Origin of the sequence: Streptomyces yangpuensis, from assembly GCF_001005295.1 — a bacterium.
Taxonomy (GTDB): domain Bacteria; phylum Actinomycetota; class Actinomycetes; order Streptomycetales; family Streptomycetaceae; genus Streptomyces; species Streptomyces yangpuensis.
The window spans coordinates 1241839-1261005 of sequence record NZ_LBMK01000002.1 but is presented as its reverse complement, the minus strand read 5'-3'; the positions used below and the strand labels follow the sequence as shown (position 1 = coordinate 1261005).

Sequence of the window (19167 nt, the reverse complement as noted above, 5' to 3'; positions counted from 1 at the left end):
GCTGCGAACTCCGGTGCATCCCCCGTTTCCCCCGGGCGACCGGCCGGGCCTGATCCACCGTTCTCCCGGACTTTCACCGGGGGACATCCAGATCGGCCGGAGCCCCTTTTCAAGGGTTCACGTTGACCGACAACACCCACACCACTTTCGAGGCTTTTCTCACCCTTCACCACGGGCTGCCGCGGCAGGCTCCGGGCTCCGACGCGAGCACCCGCCGGCTGCTGTCCCTGTGCGGACCGCTGCCCGAGCGGCCCCGCGTCCTCGACCTGGGCTGCGGACCCGGCCGCAGCGCGCTGCTGCTCGCCGCCGAGGCGGGCGGCACCGGACCGGGCGGCGCCGAGGTGACCGCCGTCGACCTGCACGCCCCCTTCCTCGACGAGCTCCGCACCGCCGCCGCGGCCCGCGGGCTCGCCGACCGGGTCCGCACCGTCGAGGCGGACATGAACGCGCTCCCCGCGCGGGAGGCCGGGGACGGCTCCTTCGACCTCGTCTGGGCGGAGGGCTCCGCCTACATCGTGGGCTTCGACACCGCGCTCGCGCGGTGGAAGCGGCTGCTCGCCCCCGGCGGCACGCTCGTGCTGACCGAATGCGAGTGGACGACCGCGGAGCCGTCGGCCGGAGCGCGCGCCTTCTGGGACCCGCAGTACCCGCTGCGCTCCATGGCCGGCAACGTCGCGGCCGCCCGGGCCGCCGGCTACCGGGTGCTCGGCGTGCACCGGCTGCCCGACTCCGACTGGGCCGAGTACTACGGTCCGCTCGCCGAGCGCGTCCGCGACCGGCCCGGCGAGGACTCCCCCGCGATGGCGCGGGCGGTGGCCGCGACCCGCGAGGAGCTGGACGTACGGGCCCGCCACGGGCACGAGTACGGCTACACCGGCTACGTCCTGCGTCCGGTGGAGGCCGGCGACGGCGACGCCTGACCGGCCCGCCCGGGCGGGGTCCGACGCGCGGGAGCGGTATGTGACGTGATCCGCCCCCCTAACACGTGGTGGGGGGCGGACATGCGCGGATGTCCGAAGTGGGGACAAGCCTCTTTTGTACGGCAGACTGAAGGCCGAAGTCCGAAGCGAAGGATGGGTATGCCGACCACACCAGCCACCGCCGCGAACAGCGCGTCCCACGGCACCGGTACTCAAGAACCGATCATGCTCGAACTGGTCGACGAGTCCGGCAACACCATCGGCACGGCGGAGAAGCTCTCCGCCCATCAGGCTCCCGGGCAGCTGCACCGGGCGTTCTCCGTGTTCCTGTTCGACGAGCAGGGCCGTCTGCTGCTCCAGCAGCGGGCCCTCGGGAAGTACCACTCGCCGGGCGTCTGGTCGAACACCTGCTGCGGTCACCCGTATCCCGGGGAGTCGCCGTTCGCGGCCGCGGCCCGGCGGACCCACGAGGAGCTGGGGCTGTCGCCGTCGCTGCTCGCGCAGGCGGGAACGGTGCGCTACAACCACCCGGACCCCGCCTCGGGCCTCGTGGAGCAGGAGTTCAATCACCTGTTCGTGGGACTCGCGCAGACCGCCGTGCGGCCGGATCCGGAGGAGGTCGAGGACACCGCCTTCGTGACCGCCGAGGAGCTGGCGAAGCGGCACGCGGAAGTGCCGTTCTCGGCCTGGTTCATGACCGTGCTGGACGCGGCGCGGCCCGCGATCCGCGAGCTGACCGGCGACGCGGCGGGCTGGTAGTCCCCTGCGCCGTCCTCGCCCTCGCCCCCGCCGTCCTCGGCTCAGCGTGCGGCCGGCGGGGTGGCGAGCGGGAGGGCCGCCCAGATGACCTTGCCGCCGGTGGAGGTGTGCTCGACGTCGCAGACCCCGCCGGACTGCAGGGTGATCTCGCGGACGAGCAGCAGGCCCCGGCCGCCGGTCTGGCCGAAATCGGCCTCCAGCGCCTTGGGGCGGTAGGGGTGGTTGTCCTCGACGGCCACCCGTACCCACTCGCGGCCGATGGCTACCTCGACCGCCACCTCGGGCGAGAGCAGGGCGGCGTGCCGGACCGAGTTCGTCACCAGTTCGGAGACGATCAGGAGCAGGGAGTACACGAGGTCCTGATGGGCCGGCACCCCCTGGCGCCCGAGCAGGTCCCGGACGGCCCGGCGGGCCTGCGGAACGGATTCTTCTACTGCGGGAGCGGTGAACCTCCACACGCCCTCGTAGGCGAGGGGGCCGGCCGGGGCCGGCGGCCCCCCTTCCCCGGCCCGTGGGCCGCTCCCGCTGGCGTCCATCTTCCGGCCCCCGTCTTCACGCTCGATCGTCTCCACGCGACAAGAGTGGTGAAGGGGTGGGTCCGGCCCGGACTGCTGACCAGAAGTCAGCGTCATTCGGACACTTTCTGACCACTGGCTTATGACGGCGTCAGTTGTTGGTCTGTTCCTGATCTTCTGCCGGACGCTTCTCGGCCGCCTCACGCGTCCCCCGCGCGCCGGCGTCGGCCGCCGCCGCCTCGTCCTCCCTGACCAGCCCCAGGATGCGGCGCGCCCCCATGCCCATCGCGATGAGGCTCAGGCCGTCGAACAGCAGGGCGAGCGAGAAGAAGGTTCCGATCACGTACAGACTGTTGCCGGGCCAGTTGGCGAGAATCAGGAAGCCCAGCAGCACGCCGAAGGCACCCTGGACGAGGGCGAGCCCGAAGTTGGTTCCGCGCACCACCAGCGCGCCGACCAGCCGGAACAGTCCCCCGGTGAGGAAGAGCAGGGCCGCGAACATGGTCAGTGCCTCGGCGCTCGCCTCGGGGCGGCGCAGGATCACGAAACCCGCCGCGATGTTGATCGCGGCGACGATGACGGCGAGCCAGAAGTAGTTGCTCCCCCGCGACTGCACCGCCTGCACCAGCCCGACCACGCCGCCGATGAGCAGCAGCCAGCCGAAAAGGAACATCGACGTGAGCGTGGCGAGGCCCGTGTAGACCAGACCGACCAGGCCGGCGAGCACGAGGAGCACCCCGAGCACGGCCATCAGCCCGAAGCTGCGGTTGACCTTCTTCTTCTCCCGCTGCGGTTCCCGGCCTCCGGCCGCGGTGCCCTGCGCTCGCTCTGCGCCCATGGGCGTGCCACCTCCTCGCACCCCCGGCGGACCCCCGACGGACTCCCTTGATCATAGGTTCCACCGCCCGGGATAGCATCCGGCGCATGGACGCAGCCCTGGACGCAACCCTCCTGCACACGGTCGCCGACGGGGTCGCCACCGTCGTCGTCTCGCACCCAGCCAAGCGCAACGCGATGACCGCCGCGATGTGGCGGGCGCTGCCCGGGCTGCTGGACGGCCTGGCGGGCGACCCGGCCGTACGGGTGCTCGTCCTCACCGGGGCCGGACCGACCTTCTGCGCGGGCGCCGACATCTCCTCCCTCACCGGGGACGACGACCCGCGGGCCCTCGCCGTGGCGGCGGAGGAGGCCCTGGCGGCCTTCCCGAAGCCGACGCTGGCCGCGATCCGCGGGTTCTGCGTGGGCGGCGGCAGCCAGCTGGCGGCCGCCTGCGACCTGCGCTTCGCCGAGGAGGGGGCGTCCTTCGGGGTGACCCCGGCAAAGCTGGGCATCGTCTACCCGGCGTCCTCGACCCGCAGGCTCACCTCCCTGGTCGGCCCGGCCTGGGCCAAGTACCTCCTCTTCTCCGCGGAGCTGATCGGGGCAGAACAGGCGCTGCGCGCCGGGTTCCTGAACGAGCTGCTGCCGGCAGGCGGGCTGGACAAGCGGGTCGCCGAGTTCACCCGCGTCCTGGCCGCCCGCTCGCAGCTGACGCAGGCGGCGGCCAAGGAGTTCGCCGACGGCCGTACGGACCGGGACGGTCACTGGGAGGAGCAGGCGTCCGGAAGCGAGGACACCGCCGAGGGTGTCGCCGCGTTCCTGGAGCGCCGGGCGCCCCGCTTCACCTGGGCCCCGTGACGGACGTCCCTCAGGCGGGCAGGTTGTTCCCCCGCAGCATCTCCACGAGGGCGGCCGGGGCCTTCTCGGGCGAGCCCGCGTCGTAGGGCGGCTGGGGGTCGTACTCGGTCATCAGCTGGACGGCCTGGGCGAACTCGTCACCGGCGATCCGGCCGAGGAGGGTGAGCCCCATGTCGATCCCGGAGGACACCCCGGCGGCGGTGACGTACTTGCCGTCGAACACCACACGCTCGCCGGTGGGCCGGGCACCGTGCTTCGGCAGCTGTTCCAGGTACAGCCAGTGGCTGGTCGCCCGCCGCCCCCGCAGCAGTCCTGCGGAGGCCAGCAGCAGGGATCCGGTGCACACCGAGGTGGTCCAGGTGGTGGTGGCGTCGACCGTGCGCAGCCAGTCCATGACCACGGGATTGGCCATCTCCCGCTCGGGATGCGGGCCGCCCGGCACGATGACGATGTCGGGCCGGGTCACCTCGTCGAGCCCCTGGTCGGCGACGAGTGCGAGCGAGCCGTTGTCGGTCCGTACGGGCCCCGGCCGCTCCGAGACGAACACGACCTCGGCGCCGGACAGCCGGCCGAGGGTCTCGAACGGGCCGACGGCGTCGAGCGCGGTGAAGCGGTCGTAGAGCAGGACGGCGATCTGCATGGCTCCTCCGGAACGGTCGGACTCGAACGACTGCGGCCCGCTGAAACCTACCGCGTCCACACGGCCACGCAGAGCGACCGGACCGCCGCCGTCATCCGGGGCCGGGCCCGCACGCCGATAGGATCGGCCCATCATGACTGCAACCCTCGTCGCCAAGAAGCTCACCGCCGCGCACGGCGAGCGCACGCTGTTCGCCGATCTCGACCTCGTCGTCGCACCCGGCGACGTCATCGGCCTCGTCGGCGTGAACGGCGCCGGGAAGTCGACCCTGCTGCGGCTGCTCGCCGGGCTGGACACTCCCGAGACCGGGGAGCTGCGGCTCTCCCCGCCCACCGCCGCCGTCGGCCACCTCCCGCAGGAGCCGGAGCGCCGGCCGGAGGAGTCGGTCCGGGACTTCCTGGCCCGGCGTACGGGCGTGGCCGGCGCCCAGGCGGAGCTCGACGCGGCGACGCAGGGCCTGGTGGACGGCACGCCGGGTGCCGACGACGCGTACGCGACCGCGCTCGACCGGTGGCTGGACCTCGGCGGCGCGGACCTCGACGAGCGCGCCGAGGAGGTCGCCGACGATCTCGGCCTCTCGGTCGGCCTCGACCTGCCGATGACGGCGCTCTCCGGCGGCCAGGCGGCCCGTGCGGGGCTGGCCTCGCTCCTCCTCTCGCGCTACGACGTCTTCCTGCTCGACGAGCCGACCAACGACCTGGACCTGGACGGTCTGGAGCGGCTGGAGCGGTTCGTCAAGGGGCTGCGCGCCGGCACCGTCGTGATCAGCCACGACCGCGAGTTCCTGACCCGGACCGTCACCAAGGTCCTCGAACTCGACCTGGCACAGCAGCAGATCAACCTCTACGGCGGCGGCTACGACTCCTACCTGGAGGAGCGGGCCCGGTCCCGCAGCCACGCCCGCGAGGAGTTCGAGGAGTACGCGGACAAGAAGGCCGCGCTGGAGGGCCGGGCCCAGATGCAGCGCAACTGGATGGACAAGGGCGTGCGCAACGCCCGCCGCAAGTCCACCGACAACGACAAGATCGGCAAGGCGCTGCGCGGCGAGTCCAGCGAGAAGCAGGCCGCGAAGGCCCGCCAGACGCAGCGCGCGATCGAGCGGCTGGAGGTCGTCGAGGAGCCGCGCAAGGAGTGGGAGCTGCGGATGGAGATCGCGGCGGCCCCGCGCTCGGGCTCCGTGGTGGCCACCCTGCGCGAGGCGGCCGTCAAGCGCGGGGACTTCGCCTTCGGCCCGGCGAGCCTGCAGATCGACTGGGCGGACCGGGTGGCGATCACCGGGGCGAACGGCGCCGGCAAGTCCACCCTCCTCTCCGTGCTCCTGGGCCGGCTGGCCCCGGACTCCGGCTCCGCCACGCTCGGCTCCGGCGTCCTGGTCGGCGAGGTCGACCAGGCACGCGGCCTGTTCCTCGGCGACGAACCGCTGCTGGAGGCGTTCTGCGCGGCCGTCCCGGACACCGAGCCCGCCGAAGTGCGCACCCTGCTGGCCAAGTTCGGCCTCAAGGCGGCGCACGTCCTGCGTCCGGCGGCGACCCTCTCCCCCGGTGAGCGCACCCGCGCTGCGCTCGCGCTGCTCCAGGGCCGCGGGGTGAACCTGCTGGTGCTGGACGAGCCGACCAACCACCTCGACCTGCCGGCGATCGAGCAGCTGGAGTCCGCGCTGGAGACGTACGAGGGCACCCTCCTGCTGGTCACGCACGACCGCCGGATGCTCGACGCGGTACAGGTCACCCGCCGCCTGGAAGTCTCCGGCGGCAAGGTCACCGAGCTCTAGGCGGCATCCCCGACGGGTCCCGCCGGGCGCGGCGTTCGCGCGCCTCGCGGGCGCGGTCCGCAGGCTCGGTCATGCGTCCGGTCCGGCGGGGGCCCGGCGCTTGCGGGCCATCTTCCGGGCGACGAAGGTGCGCGGGAGGTGGCGGACGGCGAGGGCGTAGGCCTGGTAGCGGCGGCCGGTGATGCTGACCGGGCGGCGCAGGGCGAGGTCCTTCAGCGCCTGCTCGACGACGGCTTCCGGTTCCAGCCAGACCGCGTCGCGCAGCGCGCTGACGTCCATCCCGGCGCGTTCCTGGAACTCTGTGCGGGTGAAGCCGGGGACGACGGCCAGCACCCGGACGTTGTACGGCTCCATGTCCACCCGGAGGGACTCGCTGAACGCGGTGACCCAGGCCTTGGCGGCCCCGTAGGTGCCCGTGGGCAGCAGTCCGGCCACCGAGGAGACGTTGACGACGCCCCCGCGGCGGCGCTCGCGCAGACCGGGCAGTGCGGCATGGGTGAGCCGCAGCGGGACCTTGACGAGGAGGTCGAGCATCCGCTCCTCGTCCTCGACCGGGCTGTACGGGAAGGGTGCGGGGAGCCCGAAGCCCGCGTTGTTGACCAGGATGTCCACGGGCCGGGTGCGGTCGGCGAGCCGCCCGGCGACCCGGTCGAGGTCCGCCGGGTCCAGCAGGTCGGCGGCCAGCACCTCAGAGGCGGCGCCGTACTCGCGGGCCAGCGCGTCGGCGACGGCGCCCAGCCGGTCCTTGTCGCGGGCGACGAGGACCAGGTCGCAGCCCTTGGCGGCGAATCCCCGGGCGAAGGCGGCGCCCAGTCCGGCGCTGGCTCCGGTGATCAGTACGGTGGTCACGGCGCGTTCACTTCCTCGGTGGTGGCCGGCGAGGTGTAGGCCTCGGCGACGTCGACGAGGAACCGTGCCTCGTCCGCCAGGTCCCCGCCTTCGTTCGGACTCTGGACGACTGCGGGCAGTTCCAGCGCGGCCGCCTCGCCCGGCCACCCGGGCAGGCCGGCGAGCTTGGCCCGCCGTGCGTCCTTCAGTACGCGGGCCAGCGCGGCCGCCGTGCGCCGCTGCTCGGGGATCCCGTGGTCGGCGGCCCGGCCGCGGGCCTGCTCCAGGGCGCCCGGCCGGACGTACTCCCCCAGGACCAGGATGGCGTCGCGCGTCTCGATGACCTTGCGGTAGACCAGCAGGTTGCGCGGGACCGGCGGCCACAGCAGCTCGGCCACCCGGCCCGAGCGCGGCTTGTTGAGGGCGACGTGCGGAACGGCGTCGACGAGGTCGCGCCACAGCGGCCACAGCCGCCAGGCGGTGGCGATGTCGGCGAGGGTGCGCCGGAGGGTGAACAGGGTGGGCACGAGGATCGCGGCGGCGCGCAGCATGCCGTGCAGGTTCATCAGCAGCGGGAGGGCGGGCATCGCCCAGGTGTTGGCGAACAGCGCCTTGACCAGGTAGGCGAGCCAGAACAGTCCGGCGAGCGCGGTGCCGAGGCCGAAGAGGAGCAGGCCGGCGGCCAGCCCCCGGCTCTCGGCGCGCCGGCTGTAGCGCCAGCACAGGGCGACGCAGACGGTGTTGGCGATCACGTGGGCCGAGATCAGCACGAGCCAGTAGGCAAGGGAGGGCACCGGGTCGCCGGCCGGGGGCATGGTGTGGGTGCCGTGGGCGGAGGTGGCGGCGTCCAGGGCCACGAGGGCGGTCAGCCAGGCCACGGTGGCGGCGCAGGAGGCGAGCCGGAGGCGGCGGCCGCGGGTGGTGGCGGCAACGAAGTAGAGCACGGCGCCCGCCGAGAGCACCCCGATGAGGTTGCGGGCCAGCCCGATGGAGTGGGCGTAGGCCGCGCCGCGGCTCATGGCGTAGGAGACGACGTCGGGCAGGTTGAGGGTCATCGCGGCGGCGGCGGTCGCGACGGCCAGCCACAGGCCGCGCTGCTGGGGCGAGCGCAGGGCGCCCGGGGCACGCAGCAGGACGGCGGCCCACAGGAACACCACGCTCGGGACGGCGAGCCAGTTGCCGAAGTCGGTCAGGTCAGCCGCCATCGGTGCCCCGCTCGTACCCCATGGCGGACTCCAGCCGGGCGAGGGTGCCCCGGTGCCGGGCGGGGGTGCGCGGGCCGGCGTGGGCGGTACGGATGCGGATCATGCTGGCGAGCATCTCCGCCTCCTGCTCCTGGCGGGTGGTGTAGTTGGTGCGGCCCAGTACGACCGGGGCGCCGTCGTCGGTCTCCTCGCCCTCCAGCGAGTGGTGTCCGAAGAGGATGTGGCCGAGCTCGTGGAGGACGATGTGCTCCCGGTGCAGCGGGGTGGTCTGCGCCTCGTAGAAGACGTAGTCGACGCTGGCCGTGCCCACCCACAGTCCGCAGACCCCGGATTCCGCCGCCTCCTTGGGGAGGGGATGGAGCTGGATGGGGCGGCCGCGCTGCTCGGCTATCCGCCCGCACAGGGCGTCGAGCGAGAACGGATGGGTCAGATCCAGATGGCCGAGAATGTTCTCGCACCTTTTACGAATGCTGAGTTGCCGGTGGGGCATGTGATCCCTCTTCGGAGCCTTTCCGGGGCAGCGTCGGTAGACGTGTGTGGGCATGGGCATGACGTCCTGTGCCTTCAAGGCGGCCTCGGGGAATGCAGTCCTGAGGGAGGAAACACGGAAGCCCGTCCGCCGGATGACGAACGGGCGTTCCACCATGCCTACAGATCTTGTACGGGAGTTGGCAAGGAAAGTCCCCAGGTGGGGAACCTATTCGGCCATCACGTACGAAGATCCTCACGCGCCGGGTGGCCGGGGGCCGCCCCTGGGGGTGTGCGGGACTCCTCCCGCACACCCCCGACGCTCCGGGTCACCGCTTGCGGCGCTCCTCGGGGCCGGTCAGGCCGGCCCGCCGCAGGGCGTCGGCCATGGCGCTGTTCGCGGGCGCGGGGGCTCCGGCGCCCTGCCGGCGGCCCTGGCCGCCGCCCTGGCTCTGGCCGCGCTCGCTCTGGCCGCGCTCGCCCTGGTTCCGGCCGCCGCCCTGGCCGCCGGCTCCGCCGCGCTGCTGCGGCGGACGGCCGCCGCCGCGCCGCTCCTCGCGCTGGCGCGGGGCACCGCGCTCGGCTCCGGTCTCGTCCTCCAGCCGCAGGGTCAGGGAGATCCGCTTGCGCGGGATGTCCACGTCCATGACCTTGACTCGGACGATGTCGCCCGGCTTGACCACGTCCCGGGGGTCCTTGACGAAGTTCTTCGACAGCGCCGAGACGTGCGCCAGACCGTCCTGGTGGACGCCGATGTCGATGAAGGCGCCGAAGGCGGCCACATTGGTGACCACGCCCTCCAGGATCATCCCGGGGGCCAGGTCGCCGATCTTCTCGACGCCCTCCTTGAAGGTCGCCGTCCTGAAGGCGGGTCGCGGGTCGCGGCCCGGCTTCTCCAGCTCGCGCAGGATGTCGGTGACCGTGGGCAGACCGAAGGCCTCGGTGACGAACTGCTCGGGCCGCAGCGAGCGCAGCACCCCGGTGTTGCCGATCAGCGCGGCCACCTCGCCGCCCGCCGTCTTCCCCATCGCCCGCACCACCGGATACGCCTCGGGGTGCACGGCCGAGGCGTCCAGCGGGTCGTCGCCGCCACGGATGCGCAGGAAGCCCGCGCACTGCTCGTACGCCTTGGGGCCGAGGCGGGCCACGTCCTTGAGGCCCTTGCGGCTGCGGAAGGGGCCGTTGGCGTCGCGGTGCGCGACGATGTTCTCGGCGAGGGTCCCGCTGATGCCGGACACGCGCGACAGCAGCGGCGCGGAGGCGGTGTTGACGTCGACGCCGACGCCGTTCACACAGTCCTCGACCACCGCGTCGAGGGAGCGGGACAGCTTCACCTCGGACAGGTCGTGCTGGTACTGGCCGACGCCGATCGACTTCGGGTCGATCTTGACCAGTTCGGCCAGCGGGTCCTGCAGGCGGCGGGCGATGGAGACGGCGCCGCGCAGCGACACGTCCATGCCGGGCAGTTCCTGCGAGGCGAAGGCGGAGGCCGAGTACACGGAGGCGCCCGCCTCCGAGACCATCACCTTGGTGAGCCCGAGCTCCGGGTGGCGGGTGATCAGGTCCCCGGCCAGCTTGTCGGTCTCGCGGGAGGCGGTGCCGTTGCCGATGGCGACCAGCTCGACCGCGTGCTCCTTCGCGAGGCGGGCCAGCTTGGCGAGGGACTCGTCCCACCGGTTGGCGGGCACGTGCGGGTGGATGACGTCGGTGGCCACGACCTTGCCGGTGGCGTCCACGACGGCCACCTTCACACCGGTACGGAAACCCGGGTCGAGGCCGAGGGTGGCGCGGGTGCCGGCGGGCGCCGCGAGCAGCAGGTCGCGCAGGTTCGACGCGAAGACCCGTACGGCCTCGTCCTCGGCGGCCTGGCGCAGCCGCATCCGCAGGTCGATGCCGAGGTGCACCTGGATCTTGGTGCGCCAGCACCAGCGGACGGTGTCCGCGAGCCACTTGTCCCCGGGACGGCTGTGCTGCGAGGGGGCGGCGATGCCGAACCGGCGCGCGATCATGCCCTCGTAGGTGGAGGGGCCGGGGGTGTCGGCGTCCTCGGGGGCCTCGGGCTCCAGGTTGAGGTCGAGGACGTCCTCCTTCTCGCCGCGGAGCATGGCGAGCACGCGGTGCGAGGGCAGCGCGGTGAACGGCTCGGCGAAGTCGAAGTAGTCGGCGAACTTGGCGCCGGCCTCCTCCTTGCCCTCACGGACCTTCGCGGCGAGCCGGCCGCGGCTCCACATGCGCTCGCGGAGCTCGCCGATCAGGTCGGCGTCCTCGGCGAACCGCTCGGTGAGGATGGCGCGGGCGCCCTCCAGGGCGGCCGCCGGGTCGGCGACGCCCTTGTCGGCGTCGACGAACGCGGCCGCCGCCGCGGCAGGGTCCACCGACGGGTCGGCCAGCAGGCCGTCCGCGAGCGGTTCCAGGCCGGCCTCGCGCGCGATCTGCGCCTTGGTGCGGCGCTTGGGCTTGAAGGGGAGGTAGATGTCCTCCAGGCGCGCCTTGGTGTCGGCGGCGTTGATCCGGGCCTCCAGCTCGGCGTCGAGCTTGCCCTGCTCCCGTACGGAGTCCAGGATCGCCGCGCGCCGGTCCTCCAGCTCGCGCAGATACCTCAGCCGCTCCTCTAGGGTGCGCAGCTGGGCGTCGTCGAGCATCTCGGTCGCTTCCTTGCGGTAGCGCGCGATGAACGGCACGGTGGAGCCGCCGTCGAGCAGCTCGACGGCGGCCTTGACCTGCCGCTCCCGTACGCCGAGCTCCTCGGCGATCCTGCCTTCGATGGACATCGTCACGATCGGGTCCCGCCTGCCTTCGTTTGCACTGGAAGGCTGCCAATTGTGGCAGGTGGTCGCGACGGACGGCGGGAGCCCTGCCCGTCAGGCCCTGCCCATGAGGTCCCTGGGGAAGGCACCGGCGGTCACGGCCTTGACGACCAGGGCGCCGCCGAGGTCGGTGAGACGGGCCAGGCCGTCCGCGCCGAGGTGCTCGTAGGGGGCGGCGTCGAGCCGGTCGGTGTCGCTCTCCAGCTGCTCGCGCAGGGCCGCGCCCTGCTCGGTCAGCTCGCCGGCGTCGTCGAGCACGCCGCGTGCGCGCAGCCGGCCGGCCGCGGCGTCGAGGTCGTCCTGCGTCCAGCCGCGCATGGCCTTGAGCCACTTCGGGGTCATGCCCTTGCCGGTGGCGGTGTGGCTGACCAGCGCCTCGACGGGGTCCAGGCCGGCGAGGAGCAGGGCGGCGAGGTGGCCGTCGCCGCGGTGCTCGCGCAGCAGGGTGGTGGCGTGCCACAGCCTCAGGTGCGGCTCCTCGGGCACGGGGAGGTCGGCGTGAGCGGCGTAGAGGGTGCGGGCGTGCCGGGTGCAGCCCTCGGTGGCGCGCATCGCCAGGTCGGCGGCCTCGGCCACCTCGGGGGACTTCACGGTGCCGGCGCCGAGGAGGCGGGTGAGGGCGGCGTCGGCGGCGCGCAGCCGGGCGGCGAGGGCCTGCTCGGGGGTGACGGTGTCCCAGACGGCGGGCAGGTGCCGGGCGACGAGGTCGTGCCGGTAGTTGTAGAAGGTGGCGGTGACCGCACCGGCCCCGACGGCGCCCATCGCGGCGGAGCGGTGCGCCAGGTTGACGGCGACGGGGTCCGATATGCCGAGGGCGGCGAACTCCTCTGCGATCTCCGGCGAGAAGTAGACGGTGGCGTGCAGCGGGTTGACGGCGGCGTGCCAGCAGCGTCGCGCGGCAAGCGGATGAAGGGTCATGCGCGGCACGGTACCGACTGTCCGGTACGGCGGGTAGGGCGGTCCCGGCGCCCGCCGGGCGGACGGGCTTGTCAGCGGTCGGGGTCCGGCGGGGAGTTCCTCGTGCACGAACGTGCGCCTCCGTCCCCCACGGGGCGTTGCCCCCACCACCGACCGGGCACGAGGACGACCGCGCACCTGCGGGGCGGGTGCGTGCCGCGGGGCCGTCGTGTCGATCCGGCCGTTCCCGCGGGCGGGACCGGGAGGTCCGGCGGGCCGTCGGGGCCGGGCCACCCGGCGGCCGGGGCGCAGGCCGGAGCGGGTGCGGGCGGGCCGGCGGCAGCCGCGCGGCTGGGTCAGTACCGCTCCGCGCGCGGACGCGTGACGGCCGAATGGCGATCGTGTGACAGCCGGGGCCATGGACATGACCTGAGCGGCCAGGGGTGAATACGGTCGAGCGACGACCTTGAACCGAGCTGTCTCCCCTAACACTTGGAGCCATCCGTGCACCGCAAAGTCATCGTCCCGAGCGTGCTCGCCGCTTCCCTCCTGCTGGTGATCCCGGCGTCGGCGGCGAGTTCCGGTCCGGGCGCCCCGGGTATCGGCGATCCCTACTACCCGGCCAGCGGCAACGGCGGATACGACGTGTCGCACTACGACCTGCGCCTGAAGTACCAGCCGACGACCGACCTGCTGGAGGGCACCGCGACCCTGATCGCCACCGCCAAGCAGGACCTGTCCCGTTTCAACCTCGACTTCGGCCTGAAGGTCAGCGAGATCCGGGTCAACGGCGCGAAGGCGAAGTTCGCCACGTCCGGCGCGCACGAGGTGGAGGTCACCCCGGCGAAGCCGCTGGCGCGCAACACCCCGCTGACCGTCGTCGTCCGTTACGCCGGCAAGCCGTCCGAGCTGAAGGTCGACGGCTGGACGGCCTGGCAGCGCACCCCGGACGGCGGCGTGGCGGCGCAGGAGCCCGACTCGGCCGTCTGGTGGTTCCCCAGCAACGACCACCCGCTGGACAAGGCCACCTTCGACGTGTCGGTCAACGTGCCCGACGGCACCCAGGCCATCAGCAACGGCGTGCTCCAGTCGCAGACTTCGCGGCTCGGCTGGACCCGGTACAACTGGCGCTCGAACAAGCCGCAGGCCACCTATCTGGCCACCCTCGCCGTCGGCAGGTTCGACATCACCACCGACAGGACGGCGAGCGGGCTGCCGATCGTCAACGCGTACAGCAAGGACCTCGGCGACAACGCGGGCGCGGCGCGCGCGAGCGTGGAGCGCACCGGCGAGGTCACCGAGTGGCTGGAGGGGGTCTTCGGGCCGTACCCCTTCAACGCGCTGGGCGGCTACGTGCCGAACGTGAACGCCGGCTTCGCCCTGGAGACCCAGACCCGGTCGTTCTACGGTCCGCGCCAGTTCCAGAACGGTGCGAACGTCTCGGTGGTCGTGCACGAGCTGGCACACCAGTGGTACGGCGACAGCGTGTCCGTGGAGGGCTGGAAGGACATCTGGATCAACGAGGGCTTCGCCCGCTACAGCCAGTGGCTGTGGTCGGAGAAGGAGGGTGAGGGCACGGCGCAGGAGCTCGCCGACTGGGCCTACTCCCTGCGCCCCGCGGAGGACGCCTTCTGGCAGGTCAAGCCGGGTGACCCCGGTCCGGAGAACCAGTTCCACGGGGCCGTCTACGACCGCGGCGCCATCGCCCTCCAGGCGCTGCGCAACGAGATCGGCGACGAGGCGTTCTTCCGGATCCTCAAGGGCTGGCCGACCGAGCGGGCCTACGGCAACGCCAAGGTCGGGGACTTCGTCCGGTACGCCGAGCAGGCCTCCGGCAAGCCCCTGGCCCAGCTGTTCGAGACCTGGCTCTACACCCCGGGCAGGCCCGAGGCCTCGGCGCTGAACCCGACGGCCGCGAAGCCGGCGGCCCGCTCGGCGCAGCAGTCCGCCCCCGCGAAGCCCGCCGCCGAGCCGAAGTCCTGGAAGAAGATCGCGGAGACCAACACCGTCCACGACACCGGACACGGCTCCGGACACGGCACCGGGCACGGCCACCGGCACTGAGCCCGCGCCCGGCCCGTGGCCCCCGCATCCGGCGGAGGCCGCGGGTCCGGCGTACGTACGGTCAGCCGCGCCCCGCGTGCCAGGCGGCGCGGGCCCGGTAGGCGATCGGCAGGTACCGGAGCCGTTCGGGCAGCAGCGGTACGAGGAGCCGTACGGCCGTGCTGAAGCGGCGCAGCCGGCGCTCCTGTGCCGGGCTCCACTCCAGCCCGATCGCGGCGCGCGCCTCGGGCGGCATGTACCCGGCGGTGACGAAGGCCCGCAGCCGCAGGAACGCCGCTCGCAGCACCGGCCAGGTCAGCCGCAGCAGCAGCCGTACGGGGAGCGGCCCGCCCTCGGGCCGGGGCAGCGGCACGTCGGTGGCGACCAGCTCGCGGGCGACCGCGGTCGGCTCGATCTCCTCGGCCAGCATCCGGCCCCAGTACGTCCAGTACTCCTCGATGGTCTGCGGCATGTCCCGGTCGCGCAGGCCGAGGATCCGGCCGACCTGCAGCCACTCGCGGTAGAGCTGCTGCTCCTGGGCCGGGGTGAAGCGGCGCAGCAGGTAGCGACCGGCGTACAGGTAGACCGGGAAGCCGGTGGCGTGGACCCACGCGTAGCAGGCGGGGTCGAGGGAGTGGTAGCGCCGGCCCCGGGTGTCGGTGCCCTGGATGTCCTTGTGCAGGCGGCGGACCCGGCGGCCCTCCTCGGCGGCGTCCTCCCCGCCGTACACCCACAGCTGGACCGAGCGCAGGGAGCGTTCGCCGCGGCCCCAGGGGTCGGTGCGGAAGACGGAGTACTCGTCGACGCCAGCGGCGATGGCCGGGTGCGCGACCTGCATCGTGAAGGCGGCGGGCAGCATCAGCAGCGCGCGGACGTCACCGGCGATGGTCCACAGCACCCCGCCGGGCGGCGGCGGTGCGGGGTCGGTGCGGCGCGTGACCGCAGGTCCGGTGGGGTGTGCCGAGTCCGTTCTCCTCATATGACAAGTATGCGAGCACCGGACGGCCGTCTCACGGACAGAAAGTCTCTGCACGGGTGTTACCCAGAGGTAACTGCTGCTGCTTGTATGACGGCGTCGATCTTCCCCCGCAGGAATGACGGAGACCTTCATGCTGCTTTCCACGACCCGCTCGCGCCGCGCCGCCGCCACGGCCGTCGCCGCGGTCGCCGCAGGCGCACTGGCCACCACCACCGCTCCCGCCGCCACGGCCGCCACGGCCGCGGAGAACGCCGCCGCCCCACGGCTGAGCGTCCTGTCCTACAACGTGTTCCTGATGAGCAAGAACCTCTACCCGAACTGGGGCCAGGACCACCGGGCCGCGGCGATCCCGAGGACCTCCTTCTACCAGGGCCACGACGTGGTCGTGCTCCAGGAGGCCTTCGACAACAGCTCCTCGGACGCGCTGAAGGCGAACTCCGCCGCGCAGTACCCGTACCAGACCCCGGTCGTCGGCCGCAGCAAGACGGGCTGGGACGCCACGGGCGGCGCCTACTCCTCCACCACCCCGGAGGACGGCGGCGTCACGGTCCTCAGCAAGTGGCCGATCGTCCGCAAGGAGCAGTACGTCTACAAGGACGCCTGCGGCGCCGACTGGTGGTCCAACAAGGGCTTCGCCTACGTCGTGCTGAACGTCAACGGCACCAGGGTGCACGTGGTCGGCACGCACGCGCAGTCCACCGACCCGGGCTGCGGCGCGGGCGAGGCCGCGGAGATGCGCGCGCGTCAGTTCCGAGCCGTGGACGCCTTCCTGGACGGCAAGAACATCCCGGCGAACGAGCAGGTCATCCTGGCGGGCGACCTCAACGTCGACTCGCGCACCCCCGAGTACGCGACGATGCTCGCCAACGCCGACCTCGCCGACACCGACACCCGCACGGGCCACCCGTACTCCTTCGACACGGCGCTGAACTCGATAGCGAAGTACCGTTACCCGACGGACCCGCGCGAGGACCTGGACTACGTGCTCTACCGCAAGGGCAACGCCCGCCCGGCGGGCTGGGAGAACAACGTGGTCAAGGAGGAGTCGGCGCCCTGGACGGTCTCCAGCTGGGGCACCTCCTACACCTACACCAACCTCTCCGACCACTACCCGGTGATCGGCCGCTGAAGTCCCCACCCCGGCCGGTGCGCGGCGTGCGCCGCGCACCGGCCGGGGCTGAGGCCGACTGGCCTCCCGGGCGGTCCCCCGCAGTCCCGGACCTCTCCGCCTGGACACCACGGCCCCACATCTCACCCTCAGACGGGAGGGGGCTTGCGTGCGTACGCGCCCGGACCTACCGGCCGAGGCCGTCTACGGCGTCAAGGGCGAGCCCCCACGGATAGGGAACCTTCTCGCCGGGCCGGTTGGGCACGAACCCACCCTCGCCGTACAGCACCACCACGCCCATCTCCCTCAACTCCCCCAACGACCGGTCCAGCGCCCGATGCTGGGCGTAGGCTGCGTTCACGCACGGCATGACCGCCATCGGAATCCCCTTGCCGATACCCTCGGCAACCACCCCGACGACGAACCGGTCCGTGAGCCCGAGCGCCCACGCGTTCACGGTGTTGAAGGTCGCCGGCGCAACAAGGATCGCGTCCGCCTTCGGCCAAGCATCCGGGTCTCCGGGCCTCTTGTATCGGCTGCGGACCGGGTGCCCGGTGAGCGCAGCGAGGCCGGGCAGGCTGTCCTCCAACCAGTCGGCGGCGGTGGGCGTCAGGCCGAGACACACATCCCAGCCGCGGCCTTGGGCATCCTCAACCACGCCGGCGATGTCGAACACGGGCGGCGCGGCCGAGCAGAGCAGGTAGAGAGTCCTCGTCGTCATGGCGCCTGAGCCTATGCAATCACCCTCGATCCGGCAGGAGTCGGGGAGAGGGCATACCCGGGAGACGGAGCACCGGTACCGTCCATGCTCACGAGTTGTGGACGGAGATCAGCATGCCCGCACCCAGAGATGACCACGCCGGATCCCGTATCCAGGAGCAGCGGCGCCTCGCGCGCCTGACACAGCGCGAACTCGCCGACCGTATCCCCTACAGCCTCAGCCTCTTGAACCAGGTGGAATGCGGCGCACGTGCAGCGACCCCCGGTTTCGTGGCGGCGGTGGCGCAAGCTCTCAGGGTGGACACTTCCCTGCTGGCAGGACCCCCTGCCATGACATCGCTGCCCCCGGACCGGCTGGTTGCTCTGGTCGCACCGATCCGAGAAGCCCTCGACCGGTACGACCTCGGCCCGCTCCCCCTGCTTCCCACCGTCCGCTCGGTGCCGGAGCTGGCAGCCGCGGCCGACGCCCTGTGCCAGCAGGTCCGAGCCACCCATCTGAGGGCCGCAGCCAAGACCCTCCCCGGCCTGATCCTGGAACTGACCCACACGGCGTGGACGGCGCCGTCGACCCAGGCATGGCGAGCCCTCGCCTCGGCATACCGGACCGCACACGACGTGGCGCTGAAGCTCGACCACCCCGACCTCGCGCGCGTCGCCCTGGACCGAATGGGATGGGCCGCCGGCCGGGCCTCGGACCCGTGCCTGGAGGCCGTGCAACGGTACAAGCGGGCGACCCTGTGGCGGTGCGCAACATCCCTCCCTCTTATCTCGTCGGGGCAGGCGCTCCTCGCCGGGGCGACGAGCCGCGAGGCCGTGGTGGTAACCGGCCAGCTCCACCTGGGCGCGGCCACCGTGGCTGCGAAGACCGGGGACCGGACTGCCGTCGAAACGCACCTGGCCGCGGCCCGGGAGCTCGCCGACCGCGTCGGCGGCGAGGCCGGCGAGGTCCACTGGCTGTCCTTCGGGCAGGTGAACGTCCGACTGCACGAGATCGGCACGTCGATCGTGCTGGCCGACTTCGACGAGGCTCTCAGTCGGGCCCGCAGGCTGAAGCTGCCCGCCTCGACGCTGACGTCGCGGCGGGCCCGGTACCTCGTGGACCGGGCGCTGGTGGAAATGGAGGCGGGCTCTGCGAAGATGTCGCTGCGGTATCTGGCGCAGGCCCGGAAAGTGGCACCGGAGCAGACACGGCATCTGCCGGGAACGCGGAGCACGGTCCGGGGACTGGTGCACATGTCTCGGCGGACGCCCGACGGCCTTGGGGGGATGGCTCGCTGGATCGGGCTGTAGCACTCACAAATCTGTGAGCATTCGCTCCCTTACGAAGAGTCAGGCTGGTCTCACCACCCACTGACGACGTAGGGAGCACCTGCCATGGCCGCCCCGCAGGACGCGCACACAGAGATCCCGCACCCGCTCCTCCGCAAGCCGGTACGCGACATCGCGTCCGGCACCGAGGGCACGCTCATGGCGGTGCTGATGGAGAACACGGCCAACGTGGGCCAGCCGGAGCACTGGGCGGAGATCGCCTACATCCGGCCGGTCGGCGGCGGCCGCGAACTGTCCACGGCCGTCGCGAACATCCAGGCGACCTGGTGACAACCAACGAGGTCACCTACCAGCGGGCCGCCGAGCAGCCACCGCAGCCGTGCCCGTGCGGCGCCGAGCCGCTGCCCATCGGGGGACCCGAGGGCGGCGCCGTAGTGCACGCACCGGGCTGCCCGCGCGGCGGCCCTCACGGGATCACCTGATCCCCGCCCCTCAACTCCCGCCCCAGCCCTTCCGTCGGGCGCCCGGGGCGGGCCCATCGCACCATCGGCACTCACACCG

Annotated in this window: 17 protein-coding genes and 1 pseudogene; 8 read left to right on the top strand and 10 right to left on the bottom strand. The window is 72.6% G+C overall.

Annotated elements, in window-relative coordinates; translation table 11 throughout:
- Window positions 1–122: 122 nt before the first annotated feature.
- A pseudogene (locus tag AAT21_RS11030) lies at window positions 123–899 on the top strand (SAM-dependent methyltransferase); the annotation flags it as partial.
- Window positions 900–1079: 180 nt separating this feature from the next.
- A complete protein-coding gene (gene idi / locus AAT21_RS11025) occupies window positions 1080–1679 on the top strand; it encodes an isopentenyl-diphosphate Delta-isomerase (RefSeq protein ID WP_046776468.1) in 600 nt (199 codons plus the stop codon).
- Window positions 1680–1720: 41 nt separating this feature from the next.
- Here the strand turns inward: idi and AAT21_RS11020 are convergent, their stop codons facing one another.
- Both AAT21_RS11020 and AAT21_RS11015 read right to left on the bottom strand, forming a co-directional pair.
- Window positions 1721–2215, bottom strand: coding sequence for an ATP-binding protein (locus tag AAT21_RS11020; RefSeq protein ID WP_412180316.1), 495 nt, complete (start codon window positions 2213–2215; stop codon window positions 1721–1723).
- 130 nt (window positions 2216–2345) lie between these two features.
- Window positions 2346–3032: an HdeD family acid-resistance protein gene (locus tag AAT21_RS11015; RefSeq protein ID WP_046776466.1), complete on the bottom strand. Its 687-nt coding sequence runs from the start codon at window positions 3030–3032 to the stop codon at window positions 2346–2348.
- Between the two features lie 98 nt (window positions 3033–3130).
- Between AAT21_RS11015 and AAT21_RS11010 the strand changes: the two genes are divergently transcribed.
- Window positions 3131–3871, top strand: a complete 741-nt coding sequence (locus AAT21_RS11010; RefSeq protein ID WP_046777237.1) for an enoyl-CoA hydratase/isomerase family protein — start codon at window positions 3131–3133, stop codon at window positions 3869–3871.
- A 10-nt stretch (window positions 3872–3881) separates the two neighbouring features.
- Here AAT21_RS11010 and AAT21_RS11005 read toward each other — a convergent pair whose 3' ends face one another.
- Window positions 3882–4511 carry a DJ-1/PfpI family protein gene (locus tag AAT21_RS11005; RefSeq protein WP_046776465.1) on the bottom strand — a complete coding sequence of 210 codons (630 nt, stop codon included), beginning with the start codon at window positions 4509–4511 and terminating at the stop codon, window positions 3882–3884.
- 133 nt (window positions 4512–4644) lie between these two features.
- Between AAT21_RS11005 and AAT21_RS11000 the strand changes: the two genes are divergently transcribed.
- Window positions 4645–6282, top strand: a complete 1638-nt coding sequence (locus tag AAT21_RS11000) for an ABC-F family ATP-binding cassette domain-containing protein (RefSeq protein ID WP_046776464.1) — start codon at window positions 4645–4647, stop codon at window positions 6280–6282.
- A 69-nt stretch (window positions 6283–6351) separates the two neighbouring features.
- Here the strand turns inward: AAT21_RS11000 and AAT21_RS10995 are convergent, their stop codons facing one another.
- The 5 genes from AAT21_RS10995 to AAT21_RS10975 all read right to left on the bottom strand — a co-directional run bounded on the left by AAT21_RS10995 (window position 6352) and on the right by AAT21_RS10975 (window position 12508).
- Window positions 6352–7131, bottom strand: coding sequence for an SDR family NAD(P)-dependent oxidoreductase (locus AAT21_RS10995; protein WP_046776463.1), 780 nt, complete (start codon window positions 7129–7131; stop codon window positions 6352–6354).
- Entirely contained in the window at window positions 7128–8315 is a 1188-nt protein-coding gene (locus tag AAT21_RS36635; protein ID WP_046776462.1) for an MAB_1171c family putative transporter, read from the bottom strand. Before AAT21_RS36635 ends, AAT21_RS10995 begins: the two co-directional genes overlap by 4 nt.
- Entirely contained in the window at window positions 8305–8805 is a 501-nt protein-coding gene (locus AAT21_RS34905; RefSeq protein ID WP_046776461.1) for an ImmA/IrrE family metallo-endopeptidase, read from the bottom strand. Before AAT21_RS34905 ends, AAT21_RS36635 begins: the two co-directional genes overlap by 11 nt.
- 307 nt (window positions 8806–9112) lie before the next feature.
- Window positions 9113–11560, bottom strand: a complete 2448-nt coding sequence (locus AAT21_RS10980) for a Tex family protein (RefSeq protein WP_046776460.1) — start codon at window positions 11558–11560, stop codon at window positions 9113–9115.
- Window positions 11561–11644: 84 nt separating this feature from the next.
- Window positions 11645–12508: an SCO6745 family protein gene (locus tag AAT21_RS10975; protein WP_046776459.1), complete on the bottom strand. Its 864-nt coding sequence runs from the start codon at window positions 12506–12508 to the stop codon at window positions 11645–11647.
- A gap of 483 nt (window positions 12509–12991) precedes the next feature.
- On the opposite strand from AAT21_RS10975, the gene AAT21_RS10970 reads away from it, so the two are divergent.
- Complete coding sequence (locus tag AAT21_RS10970) at window positions 12992–14551, top strand: M1 family metallopeptidase (protein WP_046776458.1); 1560 nt, start codon at window positions 12992–12994, stop codon at window positions 14549–14551.
- Window positions 14552–14612: 61 nt separating this feature from the next.
- Here the strand turns inward: AAT21_RS10970 and AAT21_RS10965 are convergent, their stop codons facing one another.
- Window positions 14613–15509: an oxygenase MpaB family protein gene (locus AAT21_RS10965; protein ID WP_046776457.1), complete on the bottom strand. Its 897-nt coding sequence runs from the start codon at window positions 15507–15509 to the stop codon at window positions 14613–14615.
- 130 nt (window positions 15510–15639) lie between these two features.
- Between AAT21_RS10965 and sph the strand changes: the two genes are divergently transcribed.
- Window positions 15640–16638 carry a sphingomyelin phosphodiesterase gene (gene sph, locus AAT21_RS10960; protein WP_046777236.1) on the top strand — a complete coding sequence of 333 codons (999 nt, stop codon included), beginning with the start codon at window positions 15640–15642 and terminating at the stop codon, window positions 16636–16638.
- Between the two features lie 166 nt (window positions 16639–16804).
- Here sph and AAT21_RS10955 read toward each other — a convergent pair whose 3' ends face one another.
- Window positions 16805–17338: a flavoprotein gene (locus AAT21_RS10955; RefSeq protein WP_046776456.1), complete on the bottom strand. Its 534-nt coding sequence runs from the start codon at window positions 17336–17338 to the stop codon at window positions 16805–16807.
- Window positions 17339–17451: 113 nt separating this feature from the next.
- Here AAT21_RS10955 and AAT21_RS10950 point away from each other — a divergent pair, with 113 nt between their 5' ends.
- Window positions 17452–18627 carry a helix-turn-helix domain-containing protein gene (locus tag AAT21_RS10950; protein WP_046777235.1) on the top strand — a complete coding sequence of 392 codons (1176 nt, stop codon included), beginning with the start codon at window positions 17452–17454 and terminating at the stop codon, window positions 18625–18627.
- An 84-nt stretch (window positions 18628–18711) separates the two neighbouring features.
- Window positions 18712–18936, top strand: coding sequence for a hypothetical protein (locus AAT21_RS10945; RefSeq protein ID WP_046776455.1), 225 nt, complete (start codon window positions 18712–18714; stop codon window positions 18934–18936).
- Window positions 18937–19167: the final 231 nt, after the last annotated feature.